Here is a 24,621-nt window from a genome sequence, read left to right as displayed (position 1 = left end):
GTTTTATCCCTTTTGTTCGATATTGATCATATTGTGCATTGCCCATGTATCTTGCATTTGCGATATGAAGTAATCGTTAACTTGTAAGCCAGATTGAATGATGAGCTTGCCTTTGGTGAGCTCACCTAGTTGAATTTGGCGCTTTTGCGCTTGGTGACTTTGTGTTTCGTCTAGTACAAAGCGCTCAATTTGCGATTGAGGACGAAGGCCAGCTGTTTGTCGCACATACAAAGCGTTTTCTTGCGTATGAATAAATATTTGGCCGGTAACAGAGGCAAGGGGCCTAGCATCACTTGGAAGCTCGCCAATAAGCTGAACTTCCGCTAATACCACACCATTGTTCACAACCGATTCAATGCGGCTGATTTCACCTTGAATACTGCCTTTACGCGTAGTGAGTTCGACGGAAGCGCCGATGGCGATTTGATCTGCTTGATGCTGAGGAACGCGCAAGCGGGCAAGTAATGCGTCTACAGAACCCACGCGACCTAGTGTTGCTCCTTGAGGCAATGACTCGCCAATTTCCACATCTAAGTTCTGTAATGTTCCAACAATACCGGCTTTTACGTCCAAATCGTCTAATTGTGCTCTTAACAAAGCAACCTGCTGATTTTGCTGTTCCACTTCGATATGTTGTTGTTTTAGTTGGAATGCCTGCACTTTGGTAAAATGCTCGTATTTCTGTTTTTCAAACTCGAGCTTTTTCTTCTGAAGTTTAACTTCCAATTCTGCGCGCAAGATTTCAAGTCTGGCGGAAACGCCGCGTTCTGATAGCTGGGTATTTACGTCTAGGTCTAGCTGCGCACTCTCTAGCGCAGATTCAATATCTGCTATGCGACCTTGAAAATCCAAACGTGCGTTTTGCTGCTCTAATTCGAAAGATTCCAATTGTGCTTTTTGTGCATTTAACTCACCTAAGGCAGATTGGTATGCTTGATTTAACTCTGGGTTTGTCAACGTTAAAATTACACTTTCTGGTGTTACTGTTGCGCCTGGGCGTAATAAGATTGCCGAGACTTTACCGGCAGCTTGAGAGGTTAATATGCGTTCTTGCGCTGAAAATAGCTCGCCAAATGCTTGGCTGTATAAGTCCACACTTCCTTGCTCCACTTTTACCAAAGTAACTTTGTCTTCTTTTATGCTAGGAATGGTATCAGACTGCAAAAAATAGCCGACACTGAGTAGCGCGATGGCGAAAGGTGCAGCTATATATAAGCGCTTTTTTGATGAAGTTTTTTTAAGTTGTATGTCCACGACAACGTTCCTTAGCTTACTGTGTAACTGCTTTGTAGTGCGTCACGTATTACAAGCAGTGTTCAATGACATCGCTAAGTACAATGAAAAAGGTGTGCCAAATAATTTATCTTTATAAATCAGTGGTTTGCGGTTATTGTTTGATGGGGGAATTGAGCGTGCTATTCGATATCAAACACTATTGTTCGAAATCGAACAATGCTAATGGAATTTAAATTTTCTATTTTAAAGTCCAGTTTAAAGGTAAACGGTAACCTTTAATGGGCATTCTAGGTGCTTTTTGGCATAATGCGCAGCCGACATCAGTAACCTGTTCAAAGTATTCAAATAATGCCCACTATTAACGATGTATTTTCTTCAGATGGCTTGCTTGCTAAAACCATTAAAGGTTTTGTGCCCCGCGATGCACAAACCGAAATGGCCAAGGCGGTGAAGCATGCTATCGATACGACGGGCAGCCTAATTGTAGAAGCGGGCACAGGAACGGGTAAAACCTTCGCCTATTTGGCCCCTGCGCTGTTAAGTAGTGGCAAAGCGATAGTGTCGACAGGCACGAAGAATTTACAAGAGCAATTATTCCATCGCGATTTACCTTTGGTAAAAAAAGCGCTGGGCAGTAAGCGCAAAACAGCCTTGTTGAAAGGGCGGGCTAATTACTTGTGCTTGCACAGAGTTGCCCAGCACAGTGGCAATTCAACCTTGGTAGAAAAAGACGTACTAGGCCAGTTGTCTGAAGTAAAGAGATGGTCAACCACCACAAAAACCGGTGACATGGGCGAGCTTAAAACGCTACCAGAAGATGCGCGTGTTTTACCATTGGTGACATCAACCGTAGATAACTGCCTAGGACGAGATTGCCCTGACTATGAAGACTGTTATTTGGTAAAGGCACGCAGAAAAGCGTTAGACGCTGATATCATCGTTGTTAATCATCATCTGTTCTTTGCAGACATGGCGCTTAAAGACACCGGGTTTGGCGAACTTATTCCGGAAGCAGATGCCATCATTTTTGATGAAGCACACCAAATTCCCGATATTGCCAGTGATTACTTTGGCGAGTCTCTGTCTACGCGACAAATACACGATATCGCTAAAGATATAACCCTACTGTTTCGCACCGCACTAAAAGACGCAGGGCAGTTAGATAAAGCTGCTGATAAATGCCGAATGATTGCCTCTGATCTACGTTTGTTATTTCCCGATAATCCGGAGCGTGGAAATTGGGCGGAGTCATTGCAAAGAGAGGATGTTCGTCTTCAAGTTGGAAAGTTGGCTGAGGCGCTGGGCGTACTTCATGAAGTTTGTAAGCTGCATATAGGTAGAGATAAAGATCTCGACAATATGTACGAACGGGTGGTGGCTGCAAGAGAGCAACTTGATGCTCTAAGCGATGACAAGCAAGAAAATGTGAGCTTGTGGTATGAAACCACACAACGTCATCTCATTATGCACCTAACACCGCTGTCGATAGCCGCTAAGTTTAGACGCTTTGTGGCATCGCCGCCCCGAGGTTGGATTTTTACCTCAGCTACCCTCATGGTAAATGGTGGCTTTGAACATTTTCAACGACGTATGGGGCTTGAAGAAGCACAAACGCTTGGACTAGACAGCCCATTTGATTATCCAAATCAAGCTATGTTGTGTGTGCCTCGCTATTTACCCGAGCCCAATAGTTATAGTATGCGTGAAACACTGCTGCAAACCGCCAAGCGTTTGATAAAAGCCAGTGGTGGGCGGTGCTTCTTATTGTTTACTAGCCACGCCATGCTACGAGAAATTGCGCAAAAGCTTGAAGAGGAAATTGACAATCCGCTACTAGTGCAAGGCACAACCACGAAACAAGCGCTACTCGATGCTTACCTTGCGGATGAAAAAGCCGTATTGATGGGCACCGGCGCATTTTGGGAAGGGGTTGATGTACGCGGTAACGACCTTGTGTGCGTTATGATTGATAAATTACCGTTTGCCTCGCCGGATGATCCCTTGCTACAAGCACGCATGGAAGATGTGAAAAAAAGAGGGGCTAATCCGTTTGCGGTTATTCAGATCCCACAAGCGGTTATTACGCTAAAGCAAGGGGCGGGTAGGTTAATTCGCGATCCATCAGATAAAGGTGTTTTAGTTATTTGTGATAACCGTTTAGTGACCAAGCCCTATGCCAAAACTTTTATTGGCAGTTTGCCTGATATGAAGCGCACCCGAAGCTTAGACGAAGTTGAGAATTTTCTTGCCAATATTGATCAAGATTAAATGTTAGAGAAACACATGAATATTTTAGCCATAGACACTGCTACCGAAGCTTGTTCGGTAGCACTGCAATACAATAATAAAGCCTATTCTCGCTTTGAGATTTGCCCACAACAGCACAGTCAGCGTTTACTCCCCATGGTCGATGAGGTGTTAAAAGAAGCCGGTGTGACATTAGGAGACTTGGAATTATTGGCTTTTGGACGCGGACCGGGCAGTTTTACTGGTGTGCGCATAGCCACGGGTATGATTCAGGGTCTAGCGCTTGGCACAGGGCATAATGTTGTTGGAGTAAGCACACTTGAAGCGATGGCAGCTGAAGTTGTGTTGCAGATGGGCAGTGATGCCAATAACACCCAGTATATTGCGGTTGCGTCAGATGCCAGAATGGACGAAGTGTACTTTGCAGTTTATCGATATTCTGAACAAAAACTGGTAATACACATTGAAGAGCAGGTTTGTCCTGCAAACGTTGCTATTGATCAACTCAATATGCTGCAAGACAGTGATGAAGGTCTTATATCGGTTGCTGGTACAGGCTGGAGTGCATATTCTGAGTTGAATGAATGGCGTATTAACAATGTTGATGCCAGTGACATTAGCGTCACGCTGCCAAACGCGTTACACATGCTAGCTCTCGCTGAAAACGCAAATATACGAGGAGAGAGTAAACAAGCCATCGACGTGGAGCCTGTGTATTTACGTGACAAAGTCACATGGAAAAAGTTACCAGGCAGAGAATAGTGTTTAGTACATAAGAGTATAGACCACATTTGGGGTTTTGCTTGGCGTGATTTTTGCAAAACCTCATTGGTATGAATATCAACACACAATTCACAATACCTGCCTCTGATGCGTCTGGGAAGCAGGTTGCGAAAATCAACAAAGACCCTCAGCAGCAGAGTAAAGGGCAAGAAGAATCGTCGGTCAAGGCGATTGTTGTTGCACCTGACGAGCAGGGAACCGATAACGCTAAAGCCTACCAGCAGTTTATACGCGAAGACGGAAATGCCTATTCACAACAAGCTATTGCGTCCTATACCAGTTTTGAAAAACAACAGCAGCGCGAGTCTATTCACGCCATGTTTGGGGTAGATATTTACGCCTAACGTTTAGATCAATCTTTACAATCCTTTTTTGAACTTAGCCTTGTGTCGTTAGTCTGTTTATAACGATGACATATTTTTGGCGCTTTACATCGCGTTTTATTTCGCAGTTTATTTCAGCAGGGATCTGACAAATAACGTAAATAGTCTATTTGTAGACGAACTGGTGTGGTCGTTATTGCGTATAAATGCTAATGTAATCAAAATGTTTTGACGTGCCTTATCGATAGGTTGCAGTAAGTGCAGGGGCGCTTAACTGCAAAGTGGTTGAATTCATCTTTCGACGTTTTTCGTGCCGTTTAGGGAGCTCCTTCATGTATCGCTATTTATTGTTGCTAGGTATTGTTGTTTTTTCAGGTTGCGCAATTGTTCCAGAAAGTATTGATGTGCCAGAAGGAACGCAACTTGTTACTTATTCGAAAGCTGTTACGGCAGGTGCTAATGCACAAGGCCAACAAGCCCGTTGGGGTGGTATTATCGTTGGTGTTGAGAACAAACCAAACAAAACCTATATTGAAGTAGCGCAGTTTCCGCTAAATCACTATGGCAAGCCCAGTACGAGAGGCGAAACCGCAGGGCGTTTTAAAGTACAGGTAGATGGTTTTGTCGACCCAATCGTCTTTGAAGAGGGGCGTGAGGCGACGTTCTTAGGCACGCTCACTACACCAGTCTCTGGTTTAGTCGGTGAGCAGCCCTATATATACCCCACAATCATAGCAGATGATTATCATTTGTGGCGTAAGCGCGATGTGTATGATGTAGACCCGTTTTTCTACAATTACCACATGGGCTGGTATTCTCCTTATTACGGCTTTGGGACTTTTTATAGTCCGTTTTACAATCCATGGATGCGTCCTTGGGGGTATCCAGGCTTTGGTCGAACAAGAGTTATTCGCTATTATGAGCAACCTGGAAAGGTAGCCTTGCCTAGGCCAACAAGACCAACATCTTCATCAGGTCGACAGAAGGCAATAGTGCAACCTGTGCGTAAAGACAAACAAAAATAAGTAAAATAAAGGTGGCTAAAAATTGCCACCTTTTTTGTAGATAAGCGGAATTATTTGTACATGGGCGGAAATAATTTGCCGCCACTGTGAGGGGAAGTATGGTTGAAACTCAATTTTCAGCAGGCGCTGTGCAGCTGTCTGCGCTAGATAACCAAGGACAAGGCCCAATTGTATTGGGCATTCACGGCTTTTTAGATAATGCTGAAAGTCTGAATGTGTTGGCTCCATTCTTAACATCCTACCATTTCATTGCTTTAGATTTAGCCGGGCATGGGCGCTCTTCTCATCGCTCTGAGGGCGCACATTACAACCAAGCGGACTATCTGCAAGACTTGCATGCACTTATTACAGGGCAAGGGTGGGATGACGTGATACTCGTGGGGCATTCTTTAGGAGGCATATTAGCCACAATGTTCGCTGCACTTTTTCCCGAAAAAGTGCGCGGTGTGGTGAGTATAGATGCTTGTGGTCCGCTTGTGGAACCGGAGGAGTCTACGCAAGAACAAATGAGAAATGCCATATTAAGCAGACATGGCAAAACAACAAGTGCATCGAGAGCAATTGATCTTGATGAGATGGTTAAAATGCGCTGTAAAGTAACAGACATGTCTGCCTCTGATGCGCGTATTATTCTTCAGCGAAACGTTAAGCAAAACGATGAAGGGCAAGATGTTTGGTCATCTGATTCACGCTTGCGTACGAAGTCGGTCTTGCGCCTTACTGAAAAACAAGCAGAAAACCTTATGCGTGCCATAGAATGTCCGCTACTCTTTATTGGTGCGTCAAATAGTTTTAAACAGTTAGATAAAATGTTTCCGCGTCGAGCGCGATGGTTTAAAAATGCCCAATATGAACAATTAGTGGGCGGGCACCATATTCACATGGAAAATACTGGAGATGTAGGGCGGTTAATTTGCCAATTTGTTGAGCAATTGTAAATTGTGCCGTTTATTTTTTTTACACATCCTATACTATTCGCAAGTTATCAGACCAGTTAGATGAGTGCGGTGTCTCGCGAGCTCATTAATAGTATAAGAATAAAGTAGAGGAGGTTTTGGTGGAAAAAACCTGGCTTAAGCATTATGACCCTCGTGTATCCGCAGAAATTGATGCAGATCGCTATGCGTCTGTTGTCGACATTTTCGAGCAGTCGGTAAAAAAGTTTAAAAATAAAGAAGCCTTTATCAATATGGGCCATTCGATTTCTTTTGAAGAGCTCGATAATCTATCTGCACAATTCGCCGCCTACTTGCAAGCAAGTGGTTTAAAGCGCGGTGACGCGGTGGCTATAATGATGCCCAACCTTCTTCAATATCCCGTTGCCATGTTTGGTATTTTGCGTGCGGGAATGGTTGTAGTAAATGTTAACCCACTCTATACCGCTCGTGAGTTAAAACACCAGCTCAACGATGCCAATGCCAAGGCCATTGTGATTGTTGAGAACTTTGCTTGTACCCTTGAAGAAGTAATTGCAGATACGAATTTACAAGAGGTGTTTTTAACTGCGCTGGGCGATATGTTGCCAGCACCTAAGCGTTGGATTGTTAACGCTGTCGTAAAATACGTCAAGAAAATGGTTCCTTCATTTTCACTACCTGAAACTACATCATTTATGTCTGCGGTGAAAAAAGGGCAATCACTGTCTTATACACGTCCGGAGATAAGTAATGATGACCTTGCTTTCCTGCAGTACACAGGTGGAACTACGGGGGTATCTAAGGGGGCAATGCTCACACACCGCAATATGGTTGCGAACCTTGAACAGGTGTCTGGTATTCTAGAAACTGTTATCGAGGAAGGTGAAGATTTTGTGGTAACTGCGCTGCCGCTCTACCATATCTTTGCATTACTTGCGAATTGCTTGATGTTCGTCAAATACGGTTGTCGTAACCTACTTATCACTAATCCACGAGATATGCCGGGGTTCGTTAGTGAGTTAAGCAAATACCCATTCACCATTCTACCGGGTGTAAATACCCTGTTTAATGGTTTATTGAATACGCCCGGGTTTGACGAGCTTGATTTTAGTAAGTTTAAGTTTGGACTTGGTGGCGGCATGGCTGTACAGCGCCCGGTTGCTGAAAAATGGCAAAAAGTCACAGGCACGGTATTACTCGAAGGTTATGGGTTAACTGAATGTTCACCTGTTGTAGCGGTTAACCCGCCACAAATTGAAGCCTATAAAGGCGCAATTGGTATGCCTGTGCCTTCTACTGACATCAAGTTATTAGACGATGATGGCAACCCCGTTGAGAAAGGGGAGCCTGGTGAAATGTGGGTTAAAGGGCCCCAAGTGATGAAGGGGTATTTGAACCGCCCTGAAGCCACAGAGGAAATACTTAAAGACGGTTGGTTAGCTACAGGTGATATCGCCACGGTAGATGATGAAGGTTACTTCTATATTGTTGACCGTAAAAAGGATATGATCCTAGTTTCAGGCTTCAATGTGTTCCCTAACGAAATTGAAGAAGTGGCTGCAATGCACGAGAATATTGTCGAAGCTGCAGCGGTTGGGGTTCCTCATGAAGTAAGTGGTGAAGTAGTTAAGTTATTTGTTGTTCGCAGCAATGATACTTTGACAGCTGAAGACGTAATTGCGCATTGTCGCAATCATTTAACTGGCTACAAAATACCTAAGCAGGTTGTCTTTAAAGATGATCTACCTAAAACCAATGTAGGAAAAATTCTGCGTCGGGAGCTTAGAGACTAATTCACGTGAACTAGTTTTTGAAAGCCGGCACGAGCCGGCTTTTTTATTTACTGTGCAAAAGTATGCAATATCAATTAATAACTACATTTGAAGAACTTGAAACCGTGTGCTCGATGGCACAGCGCCAAGGTGCCGTAGCCCTTGATACTGAGTTTGTGCGAACCCGCACACTCACCCCGCATTTGGGGCTTATTCAACTTTATGACGGTCAACAATTGGTATTGATTGACCCCCTTGCTATAGACAATATGCAGCCTTTCGTTGCACTTCTTGAAAATGAAGCAGTAGTAAAAGTACTGCATTCTTGCTCAGAAGATTTGGAAACCTTCCTTACCGCATTTGATACCGTGCCGAAACCTATTTTTGATACCCAGTTTGCTGCAAGTATCTTGGGCAAAGGCCCTACTTTAGGTTACGCAAAATTGGTAGAAATGTTGTGCGACGTGGTATTGGATAAAGGCGAGTCTCGCACTGACTGGTTAGCACGTCCATTGCGCGAAGCACAATTGAGTTACGCTGCTAATGATGTGTTATATCTTCTACCTTGCTATCACATTTTGGCCGAGGAAATACAAGAAGTTGGCAAGGCGCACTGGGTTTACGAAGAAATGGCACTTCTTGCAGCTAAGAAGCGCGCACAGTTACCCGATGATTTTGCGTATTTAGCCATAAAGAACAATTGGCGATTAAACCAAGAGCAGCTTACCGTGCTACAAGCTTTAGCTGCATGGCGATTGCATACAGCAAGACAAAAGGACATGGCGCTTAATTTTGTCTTTAAAGAAGGGCACTTATTTGAAGCTGCACAGCGTCTGATAGACAGTAAGTCAGGGCTGTCGCGTATTAATGGGGTTAACCATCAGTCCATACGTCGCTACGGTGATACTATTATTGGTCTTATTAGCGAGGCGCGTGAGAAGTTTGCGCAAACACCTGAAAAACTCAGGCTGCCTACTGTGCTTCGTTTAATCGATATTCCCAAATACAAGAAGCATCTAGCAGAACTGAAAACCATTAGCGAGCAAATTGCTGAATCCAACAATGTAAGTAGTGATGTGATTGCGTCTAAAAAGCAACTTAATCAGCTGCTTAAGTGGTATTGGTTTCAAGTTGATGAAACCCGAGTGCAGGGCTTAAAGCCTGATGTATTATCAACCTGGCGCGAGGCATTGTTTATGCCTTATGTCAGTCAATTGCTAGGCGACGCACCTAATTCATAATGTAGCTTGTTTGTGACGGAGCTAGCTAATAATGAAGTTAGTCCAAAATATGAACCACTGACACTAAGAGACGAGATGTAAAATGTTGTGTGCAGTATATAAAACGCATAAAAAAGAAGGTATGTACTTATATGTGCCTAAAAAAGGGCATTTTGATGATGTGCCTGAAGCGCTTATGGCCCGATTTGGCAAGCCTGAGTTGGTCACCATCATTGCGCTTGAAAAACGCGAGCGTTTGGGAGGAGTAGACAAGCAAAAGCTTATAGAAGCACTGAGTACGCAAGGTTTTTATCTTCAAATGCCGCCAAAAGAAGACAACTTGCTTGAACAGCATCGCGAGTCGTTAGGCTTGTCTAAAACACCAGACAAAAAGTTTTAAGTGTAGTTATGTTTTATGTGTTTCAATCTGGTGGTGTGCGTACTAACCATAACCCCCTTGGCCTTTCTTTTGTAAAACAGGCTTTCTTTGCCGTTATCGCCATGTTGTTGGTAGTTAGCCACGTTTCTGCTCAAACTCACGGTGATAGCGAGTTGAGTGAAGCTGGTTTTACTACCTATGTTAATAAGCTGAAGCAGGAAGCGCTCCAAAAAGGGTTTAGTGAAGAGATTGTTAGTGAAGCGTTTGGCGATATTCACTTTCGACCAACGGTAGTCAAGTCAGATAAAAATCAACCTGAGAAAAAAATAATACTAGATGGTTATTTGGCTACGCGGGTTCCTGACTGGAAAGTCAAACAAGCTGTTTCGCTTTATGAAGAAAATAAAGCGCTGCTCGATGACATTGCGTCGAAATATGGCGTACAGGCGCGTTTTATTGTTGCATTGTGGGGAAATGAATCGAACTTCGGTAAGATTCAGGGAAGCTATAGTGTACTGTCAGCGCTTGCATCGCTAGCCTATGAAGGGCGAAGAGAGAAGCTCTTCAAAGATAACTTTTTCGCAGCACTAACCATTTTTAATGAAGGTCATGCTCATGTGAGCCAGTTTAAGGGCTCGTGGGCAGGCGCAATGGGACAGACCCAGTTTATGCCGTTGTCTTTTTTAAATTATGCTGTCGATTATGACGGTGATGGCAAGAAAGATATTTGGAACAACAAAGCAGACGTTTTTGCCTCTATCGCCAATTACCTGTCATCAGAAGGGTGGGACAATAACGGAACGTGGGGAAGGCAAGTGCTACTTACTGAACCTGTAGGCATCTCTGGGTTGGCGAAAGCGAATATGAAGCCCCTGTCATATTGGCAGTCTCAGGGTGTTCGACGTTACAATGGCAATGACTTGCCTAATGTAGACATTGAGGCCTCACTCATAATGCCCGATGGTGAAAAGGGCAGAGTGTATTTGGTCTATAACAACTTTCATACGCTTATGAAATGGAATCGTTCATCGTATTTCGGGGTTTCTGTTGGCTACCTTTCTGAAAGAATTAAACGAGGTTATTAATGACATATCTTCACAAAGATAATCAGGGCTCACCTATTTCACTACCTGTTAATAAGGTTGTTTGTATCGGTCGAAATTATCTTGACCATATTCAGGAGATGAACTCAACGGTGTCAGAGGCCCCGTTATTGTTTATGAAGCCAAAAGCCGCGCTGTGCCATTTGGATGAAGCCATTCAGGTACCGACCGATAAAGGCGAGTGTCATAACGAGCTTGAAGTGTCGATTCTATTAAAGTCACCGCTTAAAAATGCCACAGAAGCAGAGGTATTAAATGCCATTTGGGGCGTAGGTGTTGGGTTAGATCTCACTTTGCGCGACGTACAAGCAGCATTAAAAGCCCAAGGACAACCCTGGGAACGGGCAAAGTCGTTTGACTACAGTGCCCCTGTGTCAGGTTTTGTGCCGTTAGGTGAAATGGAAGATTTAAATGACTTGCACTTCACGTTAACCATAAACGGCGAAGTACGACAACAAGGTCATACGGCAATGATGTTACATAAAATTGTACCGTTACTGGCACACATGTCTGAGGTGTTTACGCTAGACTCAGGTGATGTAATTCTAACCGGTACGCCCAAAGGTGTAGGCCCATTGTTGCCTGGTGATAATGTTGACGTGGAATTTACCGGTTACTTTTCTATTCAGACTAAGGTTGTTGGCGAATGACGCAGGCATTTTGGGAAACAAAATCGTTAGAAGAAATGACTCAACAGGAATGGGAGTCTTTGTGTGATGGTTGTGCCAAGTGCTGTCTACACAAGTTTATCGACGATGAAAGTGTTGAGAACCATGCTCCAACCGACCATATCAATGCCAACGAGCAGATTCACTACACCAATATAGTGTGTAGTTACCTCAATACTAAAAAGTGTGAATGTACGCAATATGCAAGACGTACTGAACTGGTACCAGATTGCGTAAAGCTTACCAAGGACAATCTAAAAGATATCTTTTTTATGCCTACTAGTTGTGCTTACAGACGCCTTCATGAGGGCAGAGGATTACCCTCATGGCATCCTTTACTAAACAAAGGTAAGAAGCACGCCATGCATGCAAGTGGAATGTCGGTGCGTAATAAAACGGTGTTTGAAACCGATGTGGACTTAAATGACTTTGAGGATTATATCGCTATTTGGCCATTGGAAGATTTAGATTAAACTCACTTTGTGGTTGTCCCACAATCGCTTATGCGTAATTATTCGTTGATAATGGCATAGAGCAGAGCATCCCTGCCGAAAATGCGTTTACGACATAGCCCTTCCTTAACTCCACCAATGCGCTGTGCAACACGAATACTCGCCTTGTTATTTGGTTCGATATAACACTCTAGCCGATACAAATTCATCTGAGAGAAGGCGAGTTTTTTTAATGCTTCACATATCGCAGTAGCTAACCCTTTTCCACAGGCCTCAGGACGTAACCAGTAGCCCAAATTTGCAGTAAGGTGAGTATGGTTAATATGATTGATAATACCCATGCCTAAACAGGTTTCGTCGTGCATAAGTAAATAGGTAAGCCCATAACCTGTTTCTCTTGCTTTCTCCATGTTTTCTATACATTGTTTTGACAGCGCAGGTGTGACTGGGCAGGTTGAACTACCAAACCAAGGTTTAACATGATGAATGGCTTGCTGCCCAGCATCACACAGCGCCTCACAATGCTTGTGTGCAATGCGCTGAATAGATACTGGGCCTTGCTCTGTATGAATAGGAGGCAAGCGAGAAGGGAGTATGGATAAATCGATCAAAAGGGTTTCTTATCAAGTAATCGACATGCAAAAACAAATGCAAAAACCGCCGCATATAGAGCAAAGATGATTTGCATCCACTCTGCCATACCCATAGACATAAACTGCCAGCTGTCTTCTAAGCAATCACCGTGGGCTGCAAAAACTGCAGGGATCCACTCATGAAGTTGTAACCAAGAAGGGAAGTTGGGCACAATTTCACAGGTTGCAAAAAACGGGTTTGCCGCGTTCAGTATACCCACATGTTCTTGGGCAATTAAAAAGCCCCAAACGGACGCGACTGCCCAACCGGCAAAGCCTATCATGCGTGTTAAACCATTGTTCTTAATAACAACGATAAGCGCAGACAGCACAATTCCGTACATAGCAGTACGCTGATATATACACATAATGCAGGGCTTTAGACCCATGCCGTATTGAAAATACAATGCAGCAATTTCAAGTGCTAATGAGGTTGCAAAAAGCACAAGCCATGATGACTTGTGCTCTGCCCACTGGCTAATGCCGTGAATAAGTGAACGCATAGATTAATGACCTACCGCTTTCATACCTGCTTCTGCAGCAGAGTGATGTTCGATAAGATGCATGTCGTATAGCACTTGTGTTGCATCAGCTAGTCCTATGTACGTAGCAAGTAGACCTACAATGGTTAACACCATCGTGTAAGGCAATGCCATTAAAACCATACGGCCATAAGATAAACGCAATAACGGAGCAATTGCTGATGTTAGTAGGAATAAGAAAGCTGCTTGGCCATTCGGTGTTGCTACACTGGGAAGGTTAGTCCCTGTGTTGATGGCTACCGCAAGCATGTCATATTGATCACGGGTAATTTGGCCAGCTTGTAGTGCTGATGTAACTTCGGTGATGTATACAGAGCCAACAAATACGTTGTCACTAACCATAGATAGTACACCGTTTGCCAAGTAGAACATAACCATTTGGGTTTCGCCTTCAAACGACAGTACCCAATGAATAACTGGCTGGAACAGGCCTTGGTCAATAATAACGGCGACCACACCAAAGAATACACAAAGCAATGCGGTAAATGGTAAAGCTTCTTCGAAGGCTTTCCCTAATGCGTGCTCTTCGATAACACCACTCATAGACGTAGCAAGCACAATAACTGACAAGCCAATAAGACCAACAGATGCCATATGCGTTGCCAATCCAATAATCAGCCAAATACCAATAAGCGCTTGTACAACGAGTTTAGCTGACTCGCGTTTGCTGCGACCTTTGTCCATGTGTTCGTTGTAGTCGACTAAAATTTGGCGAACAGCAGAAGGCAGCTTTGCCCCGTAAGAAAACCAGCCTGTTTTTTCAAGAAGAACTGTAGTCAACAGACCAAACACAAATACTGGAATAGTAACTGGCGACATGCGAATGAAGAATTCGACGAAGTTCCAGCCTGCTTTGTCAGCGATAATTAGATTCTGAGGCTCACCTACCATGGTCATTACACCGCCTAAGGCTGTACCCACAGATGAATGCATCATAAGGTTGCGTAAAAACGCTCTAAAATCTTCTAGATCGTGGCTACCTAATTCATCATCACTGGTGTGATCGTGATCAGAGTGAAACTCCTTACCAGATGCGACTTTGTGGTAAATGGAATAAAAACCCAAGCCAACACTGATGATAACTGCCACCACGGTAAGCGCGTCCAAAAACGCTGACAAAAACGCTGAAGCGAAAATAAATGACAATGACAGCACCAATTTATTTTGCACTTTAATGACCAGTTTGGTGAACAAATACATCAATAGGTCTTTCATGAAGTAAATACCGGCCACCATAAAAACAAGGAGTAGCAATACTTCTAGATTGACCTCAATCTCATGCATCATGTGCCCTGGTGAGGTCATACCGATAAACATGGCTTCAATGAGCAGTAAACCGCCGGGTTGCAAGGGGTAGCACTTAAGTGCCATGGCTAGGGTGAATATAAATTGAATAACCAGTGTCCAGCCCGCAATGTAAGGGTCCACCATAAATAACAATGGATTTACAATAAGAAAGGCAATAATGGTTTTTTTGTACCAGTCGGGCGCATGTCCCAGGAAGTTCTTATAGATCGCTGCGATCATAGAGGTTTGCATGAGTTCCTGTTCCTTATTACAACAAAGCGCGTTTTTCGCGTCTTTATATTGTCTCGTTCCGGTTATTGCATACATAAACTGCTGGTATGAAGAGATATTTTTCTTCAATTAGCGGTCTTGCTGCTGTCATTATAGTCGGAAATTAAGCGTACATGATATTAACGCCTTGAGAAAGCAATTCACAGACCCCACCATGTGAAACTCACTGAATATTTATCGTTTTCATTATTTATTCGACTAAATTCAGTGAATGATGTGTATTTAATAGCCAGATACTGATTTTGTTAGCTCTGTCGACAAGGTAAATTTTAACAAGATGTTAAAAGCTTTGCTGGACGGGGCATATTTCATTGTGATAATAAAAGAGCATCTGGTACAATCAGTTGTAAAATAACAATAACGTTTAGGCAATTAGTTATGATTTATAAGGCTCAGAGTCCAGCCGGGTTCGCCGAAGAATATATTGTTGAATCAATTTGGAGTGGACGATTCCCGCCAGGTACAATTTTGCCAGCGGAAAGAGAGCTTTCTGAGCTTATTGGTGTGACGCGTACAACGTTGCGTGAAGTACTTCAGCGTTTAGCCCGTGATGGTTGGTTGACAATTCAACATGGTAAACCAACCAAGGTAAATAATTTTTGGGAAACGTGTGGATTAAACATCCTTGAGACGCTGGCACGCCTTGATCAAGAAGGTATACCTGAACTTGTTGATAACCTGCTAGCAGCGCGCACTAATTTAAGCGCGGTGTTTATACGCGGTGCTATTCGTAATAACCCGCAAGAATCGGCTGCTATCATCGCGCGATACAAGAATGTTGAGCAAAGTGGCTTGGCGTTCGCACAGTTCGATTATCAAATGTCACATGACTTAGCATTAGCGTCGAATAACAATGTTTTTGTACTTATGATGAATGGCTTCCGCGGTCTTTATTCGCGCATTGGCGGTTACTTCTTCGACCACGAGCAAGCGAGAGCTGTCGCTAATAAGTATTACGCTGACTTGCTCGATGTTGCCGAGAAAGGGGAATATGATCGCGTACCAGTGGTCGTAAGAAAGTACGGTATTGAAAGTGGTAAAGTGTGGCAAGAAATTCGCCATGACATGCCAAAAGATCTTGTCGATTAATTGAAGCAAATTGGTGTTTAAGCATTCAAAGTAAGATTAAACACCAATTAAACATAGTGTAACTTTTCAAAAGCGTCGGTTTGGCGCTTTTTTCTTTTCCGCTTTTTTCTTTTCTATGACCCGTCTTAAGTTTGTCGCCTGTACTTGCTTAAATGAATGAGCGCGCCAAAGTAATTAGTATGATTTTCCCATGAAAATTAAAACTGCCCTAACACATATCTTGTAACACTTTTTAGCCTTTAAAGGCCCGTTATCAAAGGGTTATTACTAGATCCAATTAATCAAATAGATATACTCAAAGGTTACTTAATGGCGGTGTAACCACGGACGTAACCGTCTTAAAAGGCAAACAGACAACGTGATTTGCTAAATAATAAACAGGCTTAACCGGTCTGAAAACAATAGGAATAACCATGAAATATTTATGGCTAGCATTAGCCGCTGGTGGGCTATTAAGTGGCTGTAGCGGTGAGCAATCCAAAATGGAATCGACAACTTCAGAAGCTCAATCAAGCACGGCTACCGTTATGTTAAACACCAGTATGCCTGCGCCAATTGCCAAAAAAGTACCCTACGAAATGACGGCTCATGGCGTGACACGTACAGACAATTACTATTGGATGCGCGATGACACACGCACAGATGAAGAGATTCTGGCGCATTTAGAAAAAGAAAATGCGTATGTCGAGTCTGTATTAGCGCCACTAAAAGAAACGCGCGAAAAGCTTTACGATGAGTTGGTTTCTCGTGTTGAGAAAGATGATTCTACCGTGCCTGTGTTATCCAATGGTTATTGGTATTACACCAGTTATTCCGGCGAGAATGAATACCCTATTTATCTGCGCAAACCGCAGCAAGATGCTGAACCTGAAGTGTTACTGGATGCCAATTTAATGGCCGAAGGTCATGATTACTTCAGTATTGGCGATTATCAAGTAAGCGAGAATAATACGCTGATGGCGTACTCTCAGGATACGTTAAGCCGTCGTATTTATACTGTTTTTGTAAAAAACCTGGAAACTGGTGAAGTGCTAAGTGATGTATTAGAAGGTACATCAGGTCAAGTGGAGTGGGCAAACGACAACACACATCTTTTCTATGTAAAAAAAGACCCCCAAACCTTGTTGGGGTATCAAGTTTACCGTCACAAACTCGGAACGCCGCAAGCGGAAGATACATTAATTTACGAAGAAACTGACCCGACGTTTTACACCTTTATTTCTAAAAGCAAAGATGGCGATGTTATATATGTCCACCATGACAATACCGACAAAACAGGCGTAACACTCATTGATGCCAACGCACCTTTGACAGCGCCTAAGGTGTTTTTGCCTTTGAAGAGCGGGCAGGAATACAGTGTCGCTAAGTTAGGTGATACGTATTACGTTTTAACAAACATAGATGCGACAAACTTTAAGGTAATGAAAGCGCCTGTGAGCAATACGTCTGATGTATCAACATGGCAAGAGGTCGTTGGCCATCGTCCAGGCGTGTTTATTCAAGATATGGAGGTTATGAAAAACCACCTTGTTTTGAAAGAAAAAGAAAATGGTATGACGCGCTTAGTGGTGCACAACCTCTCTTCAGGTGAACAACATGTAATACCTACGCAAGATCCAGTATATGGGGCTTACTTTACTGGAAACACTCAAGTGGATACTGAAACCATTAGAATTTACTACAGTTCACTCACCACGCCAGCGTCCATCCTCGATATTAATGTTAATACTTTTGATACAGAAGTGATGAAGCAAACTAAGGTGTCTGATTCATTTGATTCTTCTTTATATGGCTCTGAACGAGTAATGATTGAAGCACGAGATGGTACCTCGGTTCCTGTTTCAGTGGTTTATCGCAAAAACATGTTCAAGAAGGACGGAACCAACCCACTTTATCAATATGCCTATGGCTCTTATGGGGCGACTATCGAGCCTACGTTTAGAAGCAGTTGGGTGTCGTTACTCGACAGAGGCTTTGTGGTGGCGGTTGCGCATATTCGCGGTGGACAAATGCTTGGTCGTGAGTGGTATGAAGATGGCAAAATGGGCAATAAGATAAATACCTTTACCGATTATATTGACGTGTCTAAGGGGTTGGTTGCCAAAGGTTATGCCGATGAGTCTCGCTTGTTTGCTATGGGGGGCAGTGCAGGTGGTTTGTTGATGGGGGCAATAGTGAATATGGAGCCCGCGCTTTACAAGGGCGTTAGCGCTCATGTTCCATTTGTTGACGTAGTTACCACAATGAGCGATGCCTCTATTCCACTTACCACAGGTGAATACACAGAGTGGGGAAATCCTGCCAACAAAGGAGAGTTTGAGTACATGTTGTCGTATTCACCTTATGATCAGGTGGAAGCGAAAGCTTATCCACATATGTTGGTAACAACGGGGCTTCATGACTCACAAGTACAGTATTTTGAACCTATGAAGTGGGTAGCAAAACTGAGAGAGCTAAAGACGGATAATAATCTGCTGCTCTTTAAAACGGATATGGAAGCTGGCCATGGCGGCGCTTCAGGACGGTTTAAACGTTTTGAATCTACTGCGCTAGAGTACGCCTTTGTATTGCATCTAGCAGGTGTGCCTTTGTAACGAACAAAGCAAATGTTCTACATGGAAGCCCGGAAAAGAAAAACTTTTTCGGGCTTTTTTAATTTTATTTGATTTTTAGTATGCGGTTTCTAATTGTTAAGCGTACCTTTAACTCATAGTGTGAATATACACTTTTATTTAGCATTCATAGGAGCTAGAAAATGACTACTACAGACACAATTAAAGGTAAAATCAACGAAGCTGAAGAAATGGCTCGTAAAATTTGGTTAGCAGGTCTTGGCGCTTATGGAAAAAGCGTAGAAGAAGCGCAGGGTCGTTACGAAAAGCTTAGTGAAGAAGCGAGCAAAATGTTCGAAGACTTAGTAAGCAAAGGTGAAACACTTGAAGATGACGCGCGTAGCAAATTCAAATCAACGACAAGTGATGTTGAAAACCGCGTAGCTGATGTACGTAAAAAGCTAGGTTTAGACTCTGAACCAGCCGATCAGCGCATTGAAGAGCTTTCTGCAAAAATTGATGCGCTTACTGAAGCAGTAGCAAAACTTGCTGCAAACAAGTAATTATTTTTTGCTGCTAAGCGAAGTTAATTACTAAGCAATATTCACGTTTAATTGGGTGAATATTGTAGGCGTCAAACGCAGCTTTGGGGTATTCACGCTGCGTTTAACGTCGCCCTTCCTAATCTCCATTAACGGAGGCGTTATGACTGATAAAAGCACCGCACAACAAACGGATGTCAGTACTGACTCTGTGACTCAAGAACTTATTTCTTCAACTAACACAAATACAAATATTGCTGCGCTCAAAGCGTCGCCAGTATTTGGATGGCTATTTGCAGGTACTGACTTGTTGTCTTCAGCTTTAGATCAAGCTGCCGGCTTGGTTAGTCAGAAACTTGATGAAACCCACGAAGCTATCCAATCGATGCAAAACAAGGGGTTGGAAGTTGAAAGCGAATTAAAGCGCGTACTGAATCCTTTTGCTTGGATGGACTCGGCACAACAGGTGGTTACTTCAAATCCATTGTTATCACTGCTGCCCGGCGCGCAAAAGCGTCAGAAAAAGGCGCAGCAAATTGAACTTCTCAATGCAAAGGTTGAGCTATTAGTTGAGCAAGTGGCTTTGTTAGCTGCCAAAGAGGCTGCTGCAAAGGCAAAAAAAGCGCCGACTGCAAAAGCTGAAGCAAAAGAAACCGCGGCGACTACTGCTCCGAAAACAACTGCACCGAAAACGGCATCAAGGTCCACGTCAACGAAGCGTTCTACAACGAAAACAGCGGCTTCTAAATCGACTGCCACAAAACCTACAGCTTCAAATGCTGCTACGGCTAAATCAAGTAGTGCTAAGGCAACGACGACCCGTAAAAGAGCCACAACGGCGTCGAGAAAAACCACAACTGCGACGAAAGCTTCTTCTGCGAAAGGTGACAGTACGGCTCAAGCTGTGCAAAGCACAGAAAATAAAAGCTCTGAGTAGAAAACGTTTAGAGACGAAAAATGCCAAGTACCTAGAGGCTGTTAAATCTTGACATACAGCCTCTAAATACTCAAAAAGGTCGATGTTCTATAGATAAGTTGCTTAGGCTAGCAACTACATAGTACTTTTTTATGGTTGTTCAGTTTTAGTTCTAGCTTGTAGCAACTACTTGATTTTTGCCCACAAGTTTTGGTGTTTCTTAAAACCAAAGAAATCGTAAGGTTCCCAGTAGCTTGGGATTAAGTCATCAATAGAATCTGCACTGAAATTACTGGATAGCTGGCTCATAATTTCTGTGAGACGCTCTCTACCAATTCGCATTAACTTCTTTCTATTCGCTGGGAAATACAAGTTTCGGTTTTTAGGTATAGTTTCTTGAATGCCGCTTGAAATATAATTCTGATTTCGAGTTACGACCTTACAATAGGGTTCTGCAGGATTTCTCGGGTTCAAGCCAATAACAATGGCGCATTCAAACTGGTCTTTCTCTTGGTTGTGTTCATTCGTGGGTATAAAGGTGATACCAAATCCTTGAGGAAAATAACCTACAATTTCCATGAAATCTTGTGCCAACTGCTTGTTAAGTGCACCTTTTTTCGAGAGTTGTTCAATAAGCATATACCCTTTAGGCAGGCTTAATCGACTGTAATCGTACTTGGTCGACAATACAAAAGATGCGTAGATTTGGGGAATCTTAATGACTTCACCAAGTCCTGTTTTCGAGATAAAGGCATCTTTTACTAGTTGAAGTAAAAAGTGGTGTGCATCATATTGAATCTTATCGAACTCATCACGCTCGCTACGGTCATTCCCCACATATTTGGGCGTACCTAACCCATCTGATAAGTACTTCATCGTGTAATGGTAATTCAGTTTTAACAGTTCTTTACGGTGAGGCTCAGCGAGTAAGCGAAACTCATCTAGGTCGCCGTTTTCCCCTTTCAAAATAGTGATGGCTTGGGGGCACTGTAAACCGACGTCTTGCAGCATGGCAGCGGTTATAATAGGAATGGCAAGTTCTGACTTCCATTTCTCACGCCACATGGTATCGCCGTCGAAGCGAAATGCAGCTTTGCGATATTTTGATAAATACTTATGTGAAATTGTATCGTGAGTGAGTAGCTTGTCCACTAAGCGCAAAGTTAATACTGCTTTGTAGAGTGGTTTGTAGCGTTGGTGAATACGAGCAAAACCTCGACCAGATGACCCCGGTGTTAATAGCATCAAGGTTCCTAGAAACTTGCTGCTTAAATGCTGCGTTTCGTCCCAACTTTCACCTTCACTCAGTTCAATAATCTTCTCACAGACTGCGTGTAAGCGTTGGATGCGAGCGAGCCGCTCATCTTCGAGCTTCTGTGTATTTTTCTTCAACTTGTCGGTAAGTTCTTCGACAATATGAGCGTCACCTTTTTTCCTTTTAATATTTGTTACTCTTTCTATATTCGCTTTTATTTTCTCAATATGCGCTTCAAGAGTAGGGGTTAACGAAAAGTAATGACGTGCATCTTCGAATACTGAACCAAAGCCCGATTCATATGGATAAACCATATTGATCAGCTGTTTTACATGTTGTGTGTAAATGTTATCAGGGCTGTGACTTTTGACGCTCACCGGAGTCCTTTAATATACAATTGCAAACGGCACTAATTACATAAGAGCCGTTCGAGCCGGTCTTTATGCTATGGGTTACCTTACAAGGTGACCAAGCTCTACCGCTTCACGTTTTTTCAATTGGGCTAAATGATACCTCAATTTTTCACTAATTTTGGTATTTCTTTTAATAACGTGCAATTGTGGCCACGAAGCCCGTTCGCCACTTGTGATGAGCTGGTTAATACTGTCTAACGTAGGGTTCGATAATACTTGTGACAGATTTCTAATTTGGCGCTTTGGAAGGATATTTATATTACCCACATACTGTTGATCAATAATCGAACGCACTTTGTGAATGGCGAGTTTAGCACTCTTATTTGCCATTAAACGTTCGATGATATCAATGGCAAATATGCTGTTTGACTTGGCGAGCTGCCCTATGTGACGAGCCGACATGTCCCAAATGGAATTGGGATCAATTCTATTCGATGAAATAAAGGGAACCGCGAGAGGGTTGGTTTGACTCACAATGCTGTGGTTTACGCCATAGAGCCTTGCCAATCGCTCAAAGGGAAGGTCTGCCATTAGTGAACCATCGGCAAAGCGCCTATTGGGGATATAGGGCACAATATCGCCACTGAGTGTTTTTGCTTTCAGCTGAACAGGACTGAAAATAATTGGCACCGCACAGGACGCACGCACTGCTTGAGTGATAATTGCGTTAGGTGATGTTTTGGCATTGAGTAAGCGAGAGTGCTGGTGTAAATCTGCCGGTGAAACGGTTACGGTTATGTGTCGCCCTGTCTTTTTGAACGCTTCTTCAAACGTGGTTAAGTCGAACAACTCAATAAGTGCGTTTTCTAAAACTGAACTATCGAATAAGCTTTTCTTGCCAAGGCCAGCGAAACTGCGCCAATGTTTGAAAGTTTCGTAAATAAATTCAGCGCTTAATGATTCTAATAGCTCATCGTGATTACGGGTACCCAGCATGGCCGCGATAATTGAACCCGCGCTGGCACCGGAAACCACAGTTGGCAGTAAGTTTTTCTCATTAAGAGACTTGACCACACCTGCATGAAAAAAGCCTAAACCGGCACCACCTGAAAGCATCAAGCAGCTTCGCCCAAAGGCGTGGGCAGTTTCTTCAAAAAACGACAGCTTTTCGTAGAAATCCACATTGTTTTCGTCTGCAGTATAAATTTGCTCTAATGCTAATGTAACTTCATCAATAAACTGCTCTATAAGATATTTAGTACCAATTTTACATTCGTGATGTAATACAGGGTTGGCTATGTTACCTAAATTGCCATGCAATCCTTCATGCAGTATAGACATCAGCGCATGTAAATCACCTTTTCCTCGAGCAATCTGTAAACGTTGTACGCGCTTGCGAATAAGTTTGTGGTCGTAATCTTCAGACTCATCCTTGGCTTTCCACTCGTCTGCGCCCGACAGTGCATCGTGCGCCAAGCAAGCAGCTTCGTATTCATCATAGCTACACGCATGCTCTATTTCTTGTTCTAATTTTTTTAAACGAAAATCGAATACTGCCATGGCAACTACCTATTCAGTTTGAAAGACACACGTGCTTTGACACGCTTAAAACTTTGCGTGTCTAGTGCGAGTGTAATGTGAAAATTTAGAATGCACTACCTAATGTGTTTCACTACACATTGGTTTGACCTATTATTTGTGTTTTAGTGCCTGATGTAGTTATTTTCAATTAACAATTCGCACTAAATTCACTTTTTACGTTGACCAATTCCTACGCACTCAGTAGCCTGAGCAAGAGAATAATAAAATCGGACCACTTACTCGTTGTATGGAATGGAATGTTGAAACGCTAAGCCTATTGTCAATTCCCCTAATAAGCGCCATTGTCGGGTGGTTGACCAACTACTTAGCGGTAAAGATGATGTTTTACCCAATTGAGTTTATTGGTATCAAGCCCATTTTCGGTTGGCAAGGGTTGATACCGGCAAAGCGCCGCCAAATGGCTGAAATTGAAGTAGAACTTGTTTTAGGCAAACTTCTTAGTGTGGAAGAGTTGGCCCAGCGGCTCGATCCTGACGAATTGACTAAAGCCATCGAACGCAGGTTAAGCCAAGTTATTCGAAAAGTGGTGAACGATGTCATGGCTGAATCTGCGCCTCAGTTATGGGCTGCATTGCCGGTGCAAGGAAAAAATCTCGTTTATCAACGTATCGAGAACGACATTCCCAATGTGGTTCACAAAATGGTTGATGACTTTCAGCACAATGTGTCAGAAATTCTCGACATTAAAGAGTTGGTCGTAGAGCAGCTGGTTAATTCACCAGAACTTATCAATGAGATATTTTTGACCGCAGGCAGCAAAGAGTTCCCGTTTATTGTGCGTTCGGGCTTTTACTTTGGTTTCTTGTTTGGCTTGCCTACCATGCTATTGTGGTATTTCTATCAAGCATGGTGGATTTTACCATTAGGCGGTTTATTGGTGGGATATGCCACGAACTGGATTGCCATTAAAATTATTTTTGAACCTAAGCGCCCCCGCAAACTTGGCCCTATCACGGTTCAGGGCATGTTTTTAAAACGGCAAAAGGAAGTGTCGGAAGTGTATTCTTCAATAATCGAAGAAAAGCTTATTACCCCGCAAAATATTACCAATATCATCTTACATGGTTCAGGGTCGGCACAATTACTTGAGCTTATTGAACTGCACGTTAATGACGCAATAGAACGGTATGTGGCAATTGCGCAGCCGTATTTTGCGTTAGGTGTTGGCTCACAAAATTATCACAAGATGAAAGCCTTGGCCGTTCAGCAAATATTCGACAACTCTGACAAATACTTACTTTATGCCTATGATTATGCAAATGGTGCTCTTCATATTGGTGAAGACTTGAGCACGCGTATGCAGGCACTTTCTGCAGAAGAGTTTGAAGGAGTATTGCGCCCAGCGTATCAGCAAGATGAATGGAAGCTTATTGTAACTGGCGCTATATTAGGCATGATGGCAGGTTTCGCTCAGCTTTATTTGGTGTTTGTTTAA

Annotated in this window: 22 protein-coding genes; 16 read left to right on the top strand and 6 right to left on the bottom strand. The window is 43.1% G+C overall.

Features of this window, described 5'->3' with window-relative positions; translation table 11 throughout:
* Positions 1 to 3 precede the first annotated feature (3 nt).
* On the bottom strand, positions 4 to 1,254 hold the full coding sequence (locus EYR97_RS07125) for an efflux RND transporter periplasmic adaptor subunit (RefSeq protein ID WP_131093134.1): 1,251 nt from the start codon (positions 1,252 to 1,254) through the stop codon (positions 4 to 6).
* 330 nt (positions 1,255 to 1,584) lie between these two features.
* Here EYR97_RS07125 and EYR97_RS07120 point away from each other — a divergent pair, with 330 nt between their 5' ends.
* From EYR97_RS07120 to EYR97_RS07070, 11 genes are all read left to right on the top strand, one after another.
* Complete coding sequence (locus EYR97_RS07120) at positions 1,585 to 3,504, top strand: ATP-dependent DNA helicase (protein WP_131093133.1); 1,920 nt, start codon at positions 1,585 to 1,587, stop codon at positions 3,502 to 3,504.
* A 15-nt stretch (positions 3,505 to 3,519) separates the two neighbouring features.
* A complete protein-coding gene (gene tsaB, locus EYR97_RS07115) occupies positions 3,520 to 4,245 on the top strand; it encodes a tRNA (adenosine(37)-N6)-threonylcarbamoyltransferase complex dimerization subunit type 1 TsaB (RefSeq protein WP_131093132.1) in 726 nt (241 codons plus the stop codon).
* A gap of 53 nt (positions 4,246 to 4,298) precedes the next feature.
* On the top strand, positions 4,299 to 4,610 hold the full coding sequence (locus EYR97_RS07110; RefSeq protein WP_242634938.1) for a hypothetical protein: 312 nt from the start codon (positions 4,299 to 4,301) through the stop codon (positions 4,608 to 4,610).
* Between the two features lie 311 nt (positions 4,611 to 4,921).
* Positions 4,922 to 5,614 (top strand): Slp family lipoprotein, encoded by a 693-nt coding sequence (locus EYR97_RS07105; protein WP_131093131.1) that lies wholly within the window; start codon positions 4,922 to 4,924, stop codon positions 5,612 to 5,614.
* A gap of 98 nt (positions 5,615 to 5,712) precedes the next feature.
* Positions 5,713 to 6,552, top strand: coding sequence for an alpha/beta fold hydrolase (locus EYR97_RS07100; RefSeq protein WP_131093130.1), 840 nt, complete (start codon positions 5,713 to 5,715; stop codon positions 6,550 to 6,552).
* A gap of 119 nt (positions 6,553 to 6,671) precedes the next feature.
* Positions 6,672 to 8,324 (top strand): long-chain-fatty-acid--CoA ligase FadD, encoded by a 1,653-nt coding sequence (fadD, locus tag EYR97_RS07095; RefSeq protein WP_131093129.1) that lies wholly within the window; start codon positions 6,672 to 6,674, stop codon positions 8,322 to 8,324.
* A 62-nt stretch (positions 8,325 to 8,386) separates the two neighbouring features.
* Positions 8,387 to 9,544 (top strand): ribonuclease D, encoded by a 1,158-nt coding sequence (gene rnd, locus EYR97_RS07090; protein WP_131093128.1) that lies wholly within the window; start codon positions 8,387 to 8,389, stop codon positions 9,542 to 9,544.
* An 82-nt stretch (positions 9,545 to 9,626) separates the two neighbouring features.
* Positions 9,627 to 9,923 carry a YcgL domain-containing protein gene (locus EYR97_RS07085; protein ID WP_131093127.1) on the top strand — a complete coding sequence of 99 codons (297 nt, stop codon included), beginning with the start codon at positions 9,627 to 9,629 and terminating at the stop codon, positions 9,921 to 9,923.
* A gap of 101 nt (positions 9,924 to 10,024) precedes the next feature.
* Positions 10,025 to 10,987: a lytic transglycosylase domain-containing protein gene (locus EYR97_RS07080; RefSeq protein ID WP_242634942.1), complete on the top strand. Its 963-nt coding sequence runs from the start codon at positions 10,025 to 10,027 to the stop codon at positions 10,985 to 10,987.
* Positions 10,987 to 11,655, top strand: coding sequence for a fumarylacetoacetate hydrolase family protein (locus EYR97_RS07075; RefSeq protein WP_131093125.1), 669 nt, complete (start codon positions 10,987 to 10,989; stop codon positions 11,653 to 11,655). Before EYR97_RS07080 ends, EYR97_RS07075 begins: the two co-directional genes overlap by 1 nt.
* The gene (locus tag EYR97_RS07070; protein WP_131093124.1) at positions 11,652 to 12,146 is read left to right on the top strand and encodes a YcgN family cysteine cluster protein; all 495 of its coding nucleotides are present in this window, start codon (positions 11,652 to 11,654) and stop codon (positions 12,144 to 12,146) included. The genes EYR97_RS07075 and EYR97_RS07070 overlap by 4 nt, the downstream gene beginning before the upstream one ends.
* Before the next feature lie 38 nt (positions 12,147 to 12,184).
* On the opposite strand, the gene EYR97_RS07065 is transcribed toward EYR97_RS07070, so the two are convergent.
* Genes EYR97_RS07065 through nhaB form a run of 3 tightly spaced genes read right to left on the bottom strand, consistent with a single transcriptional unit; the run spans position 12,185 to position 14,838 of the window.
* On the bottom strand, positions 12,185 to 12,736 hold the full coding sequence (locus EYR97_RS07065) for a GNAT family N-acetyltransferase (protein WP_131093123.1): 552 nt from the start codon (positions 12,734 to 12,736) through the stop codon (positions 12,185 to 12,187).
* Positions 12,733 to 13,260, bottom strand: a complete 528-nt coding sequence (dsbB, locus tag EYR97_RS07060) for a disulfide bond formation protein DsbB (RefSeq protein ID WP_131093122.1) — start codon at positions 13,258 to 13,260, stop codon at positions 12,733 to 12,735. The genes EYR97_RS07065 and dsbB overlap by 4 nt, the downstream gene beginning before the upstream one ends.
* 3 nt (positions 13,261 to 13,263) lie before the next feature.
* Positions 13,264 to 14,838, bottom strand: a complete 1,575-nt coding sequence (gene nhaB, locus EYR97_RS07055; RefSeq protein ID WP_131093121.1) for a sodium/proton antiporter NhaB — start codon at positions 14,836 to 14,838, stop codon at positions 13,264 to 13,266.
* Positions 14,839 to 15,255: 417 nt separating this feature from the next.
* On the opposite strand from nhaB, the gene fadR reads away from it, so the two are divergent.
* The 4 genes from fadR (at position 15,256) to EYR97_RS07035 (ending at position 19,997) form a co-directional block, all read left to right on the top strand.
* Positions 15,256 to 15,966: a fatty acid metabolism transcriptional regulator FadR gene (fadR, locus tag EYR97_RS07050; RefSeq protein ID WP_131093120.1), complete on the top strand. Its 711-nt coding sequence runs from the start codon at positions 15,256 to 15,258 to the stop codon at positions 15,964 to 15,966.
* Positions 15,967 to 16,379: 413 nt separating this feature from the next.
* Positions 16,380 to 18,560, top strand: a complete 2,181-nt coding sequence (locus EYR97_RS07045; protein WP_131093119.1) for a S9 family peptidase — start codon at positions 16,380 to 16,382, stop codon at positions 18,558 to 18,560.
* A 161-nt stretch (positions 18,561 to 18,721) separates the two neighbouring features.
* Positions 18,722 to 19,081 (top strand): phasin-related domain-containing protein, encoded by a 360-nt coding sequence (locus tag EYR97_RS07040; protein WP_131093118.1) that lies wholly within the window; start codon positions 18,722 to 18,724, stop codon positions 19,079 to 19,081.
* A 142-nt stretch (positions 19,082 to 19,223) separates the two neighbouring features.
* The gene (locus tag EYR97_RS07035; protein WP_131093117.1) at positions 19,224 to 19,997 is read left to right on the top strand and encodes a hypothetical protein; all 774 of its coding nucleotides are present in this window, start codon (positions 19,224 to 19,226) and stop codon (positions 19,995 to 19,997) included.
* A 165-nt stretch (positions 19,998 to 20,162) separates the two neighbouring features.
* Here EYR97_RS07035 and EYR97_RS07030 read toward each other — a convergent pair whose 3' ends face one another.
* Together EYR97_RS07030 and EYR97_RS07025 are read right to left on the bottom strand one after the other, a co-directional pair.
* Positions 20,163 to 21,545 carry a hypothetical protein gene (locus EYR97_RS07030; protein ID WP_404840953.1) on the bottom strand — a complete coding sequence of 461 codons (1,383 nt, stop codon included), beginning with the start codon at positions 21,543 to 21,545 and terminating at the stop codon, positions 20,163 to 20,165.
* Positions 21,546 to 21,683: 138 nt separating this feature from the next.
* The gene (locus EYR97_RS07025) at positions 21,684 to 23,144 is read right to left on the bottom strand and encodes a DUF3336 domain-containing protein (protein ID WP_131093115.1); all 1,461 of its coding nucleotides are present in this window, start codon (positions 23,142 to 23,144) and stop codon (positions 21,684 to 21,686) included.
* A 268-nt stretch (positions 23,145 to 23,412) separates the two neighbouring features.
* On the opposite strand from EYR97_RS07025, the gene EYR97_RS07020 reads away from it, so the two are divergent.
* Positions 23,413 to 24,621 carry a DUF445 domain-containing protein gene (locus tag EYR97_RS07020; RefSeq protein WP_131093114.1) on the top strand — a complete coding sequence of 403 codons (1,209 nt, stop codon included), beginning with the start codon at positions 23,413 to 23,415 and terminating at the stop codon, positions 24,619 to 24,621.

Origin of the sequence: Alteromonas sp. KUL42 (assembly GCF_006538325.1) — a bacterium.
Lineage (GTDB): Bacteria > Pseudomonadota > Gammaproteobacteria > Enterobacterales > Alteromonadaceae > Alteromonas.
This window is presented reverse-complemented; position numbering and strand designations above follow the sequence as displayed.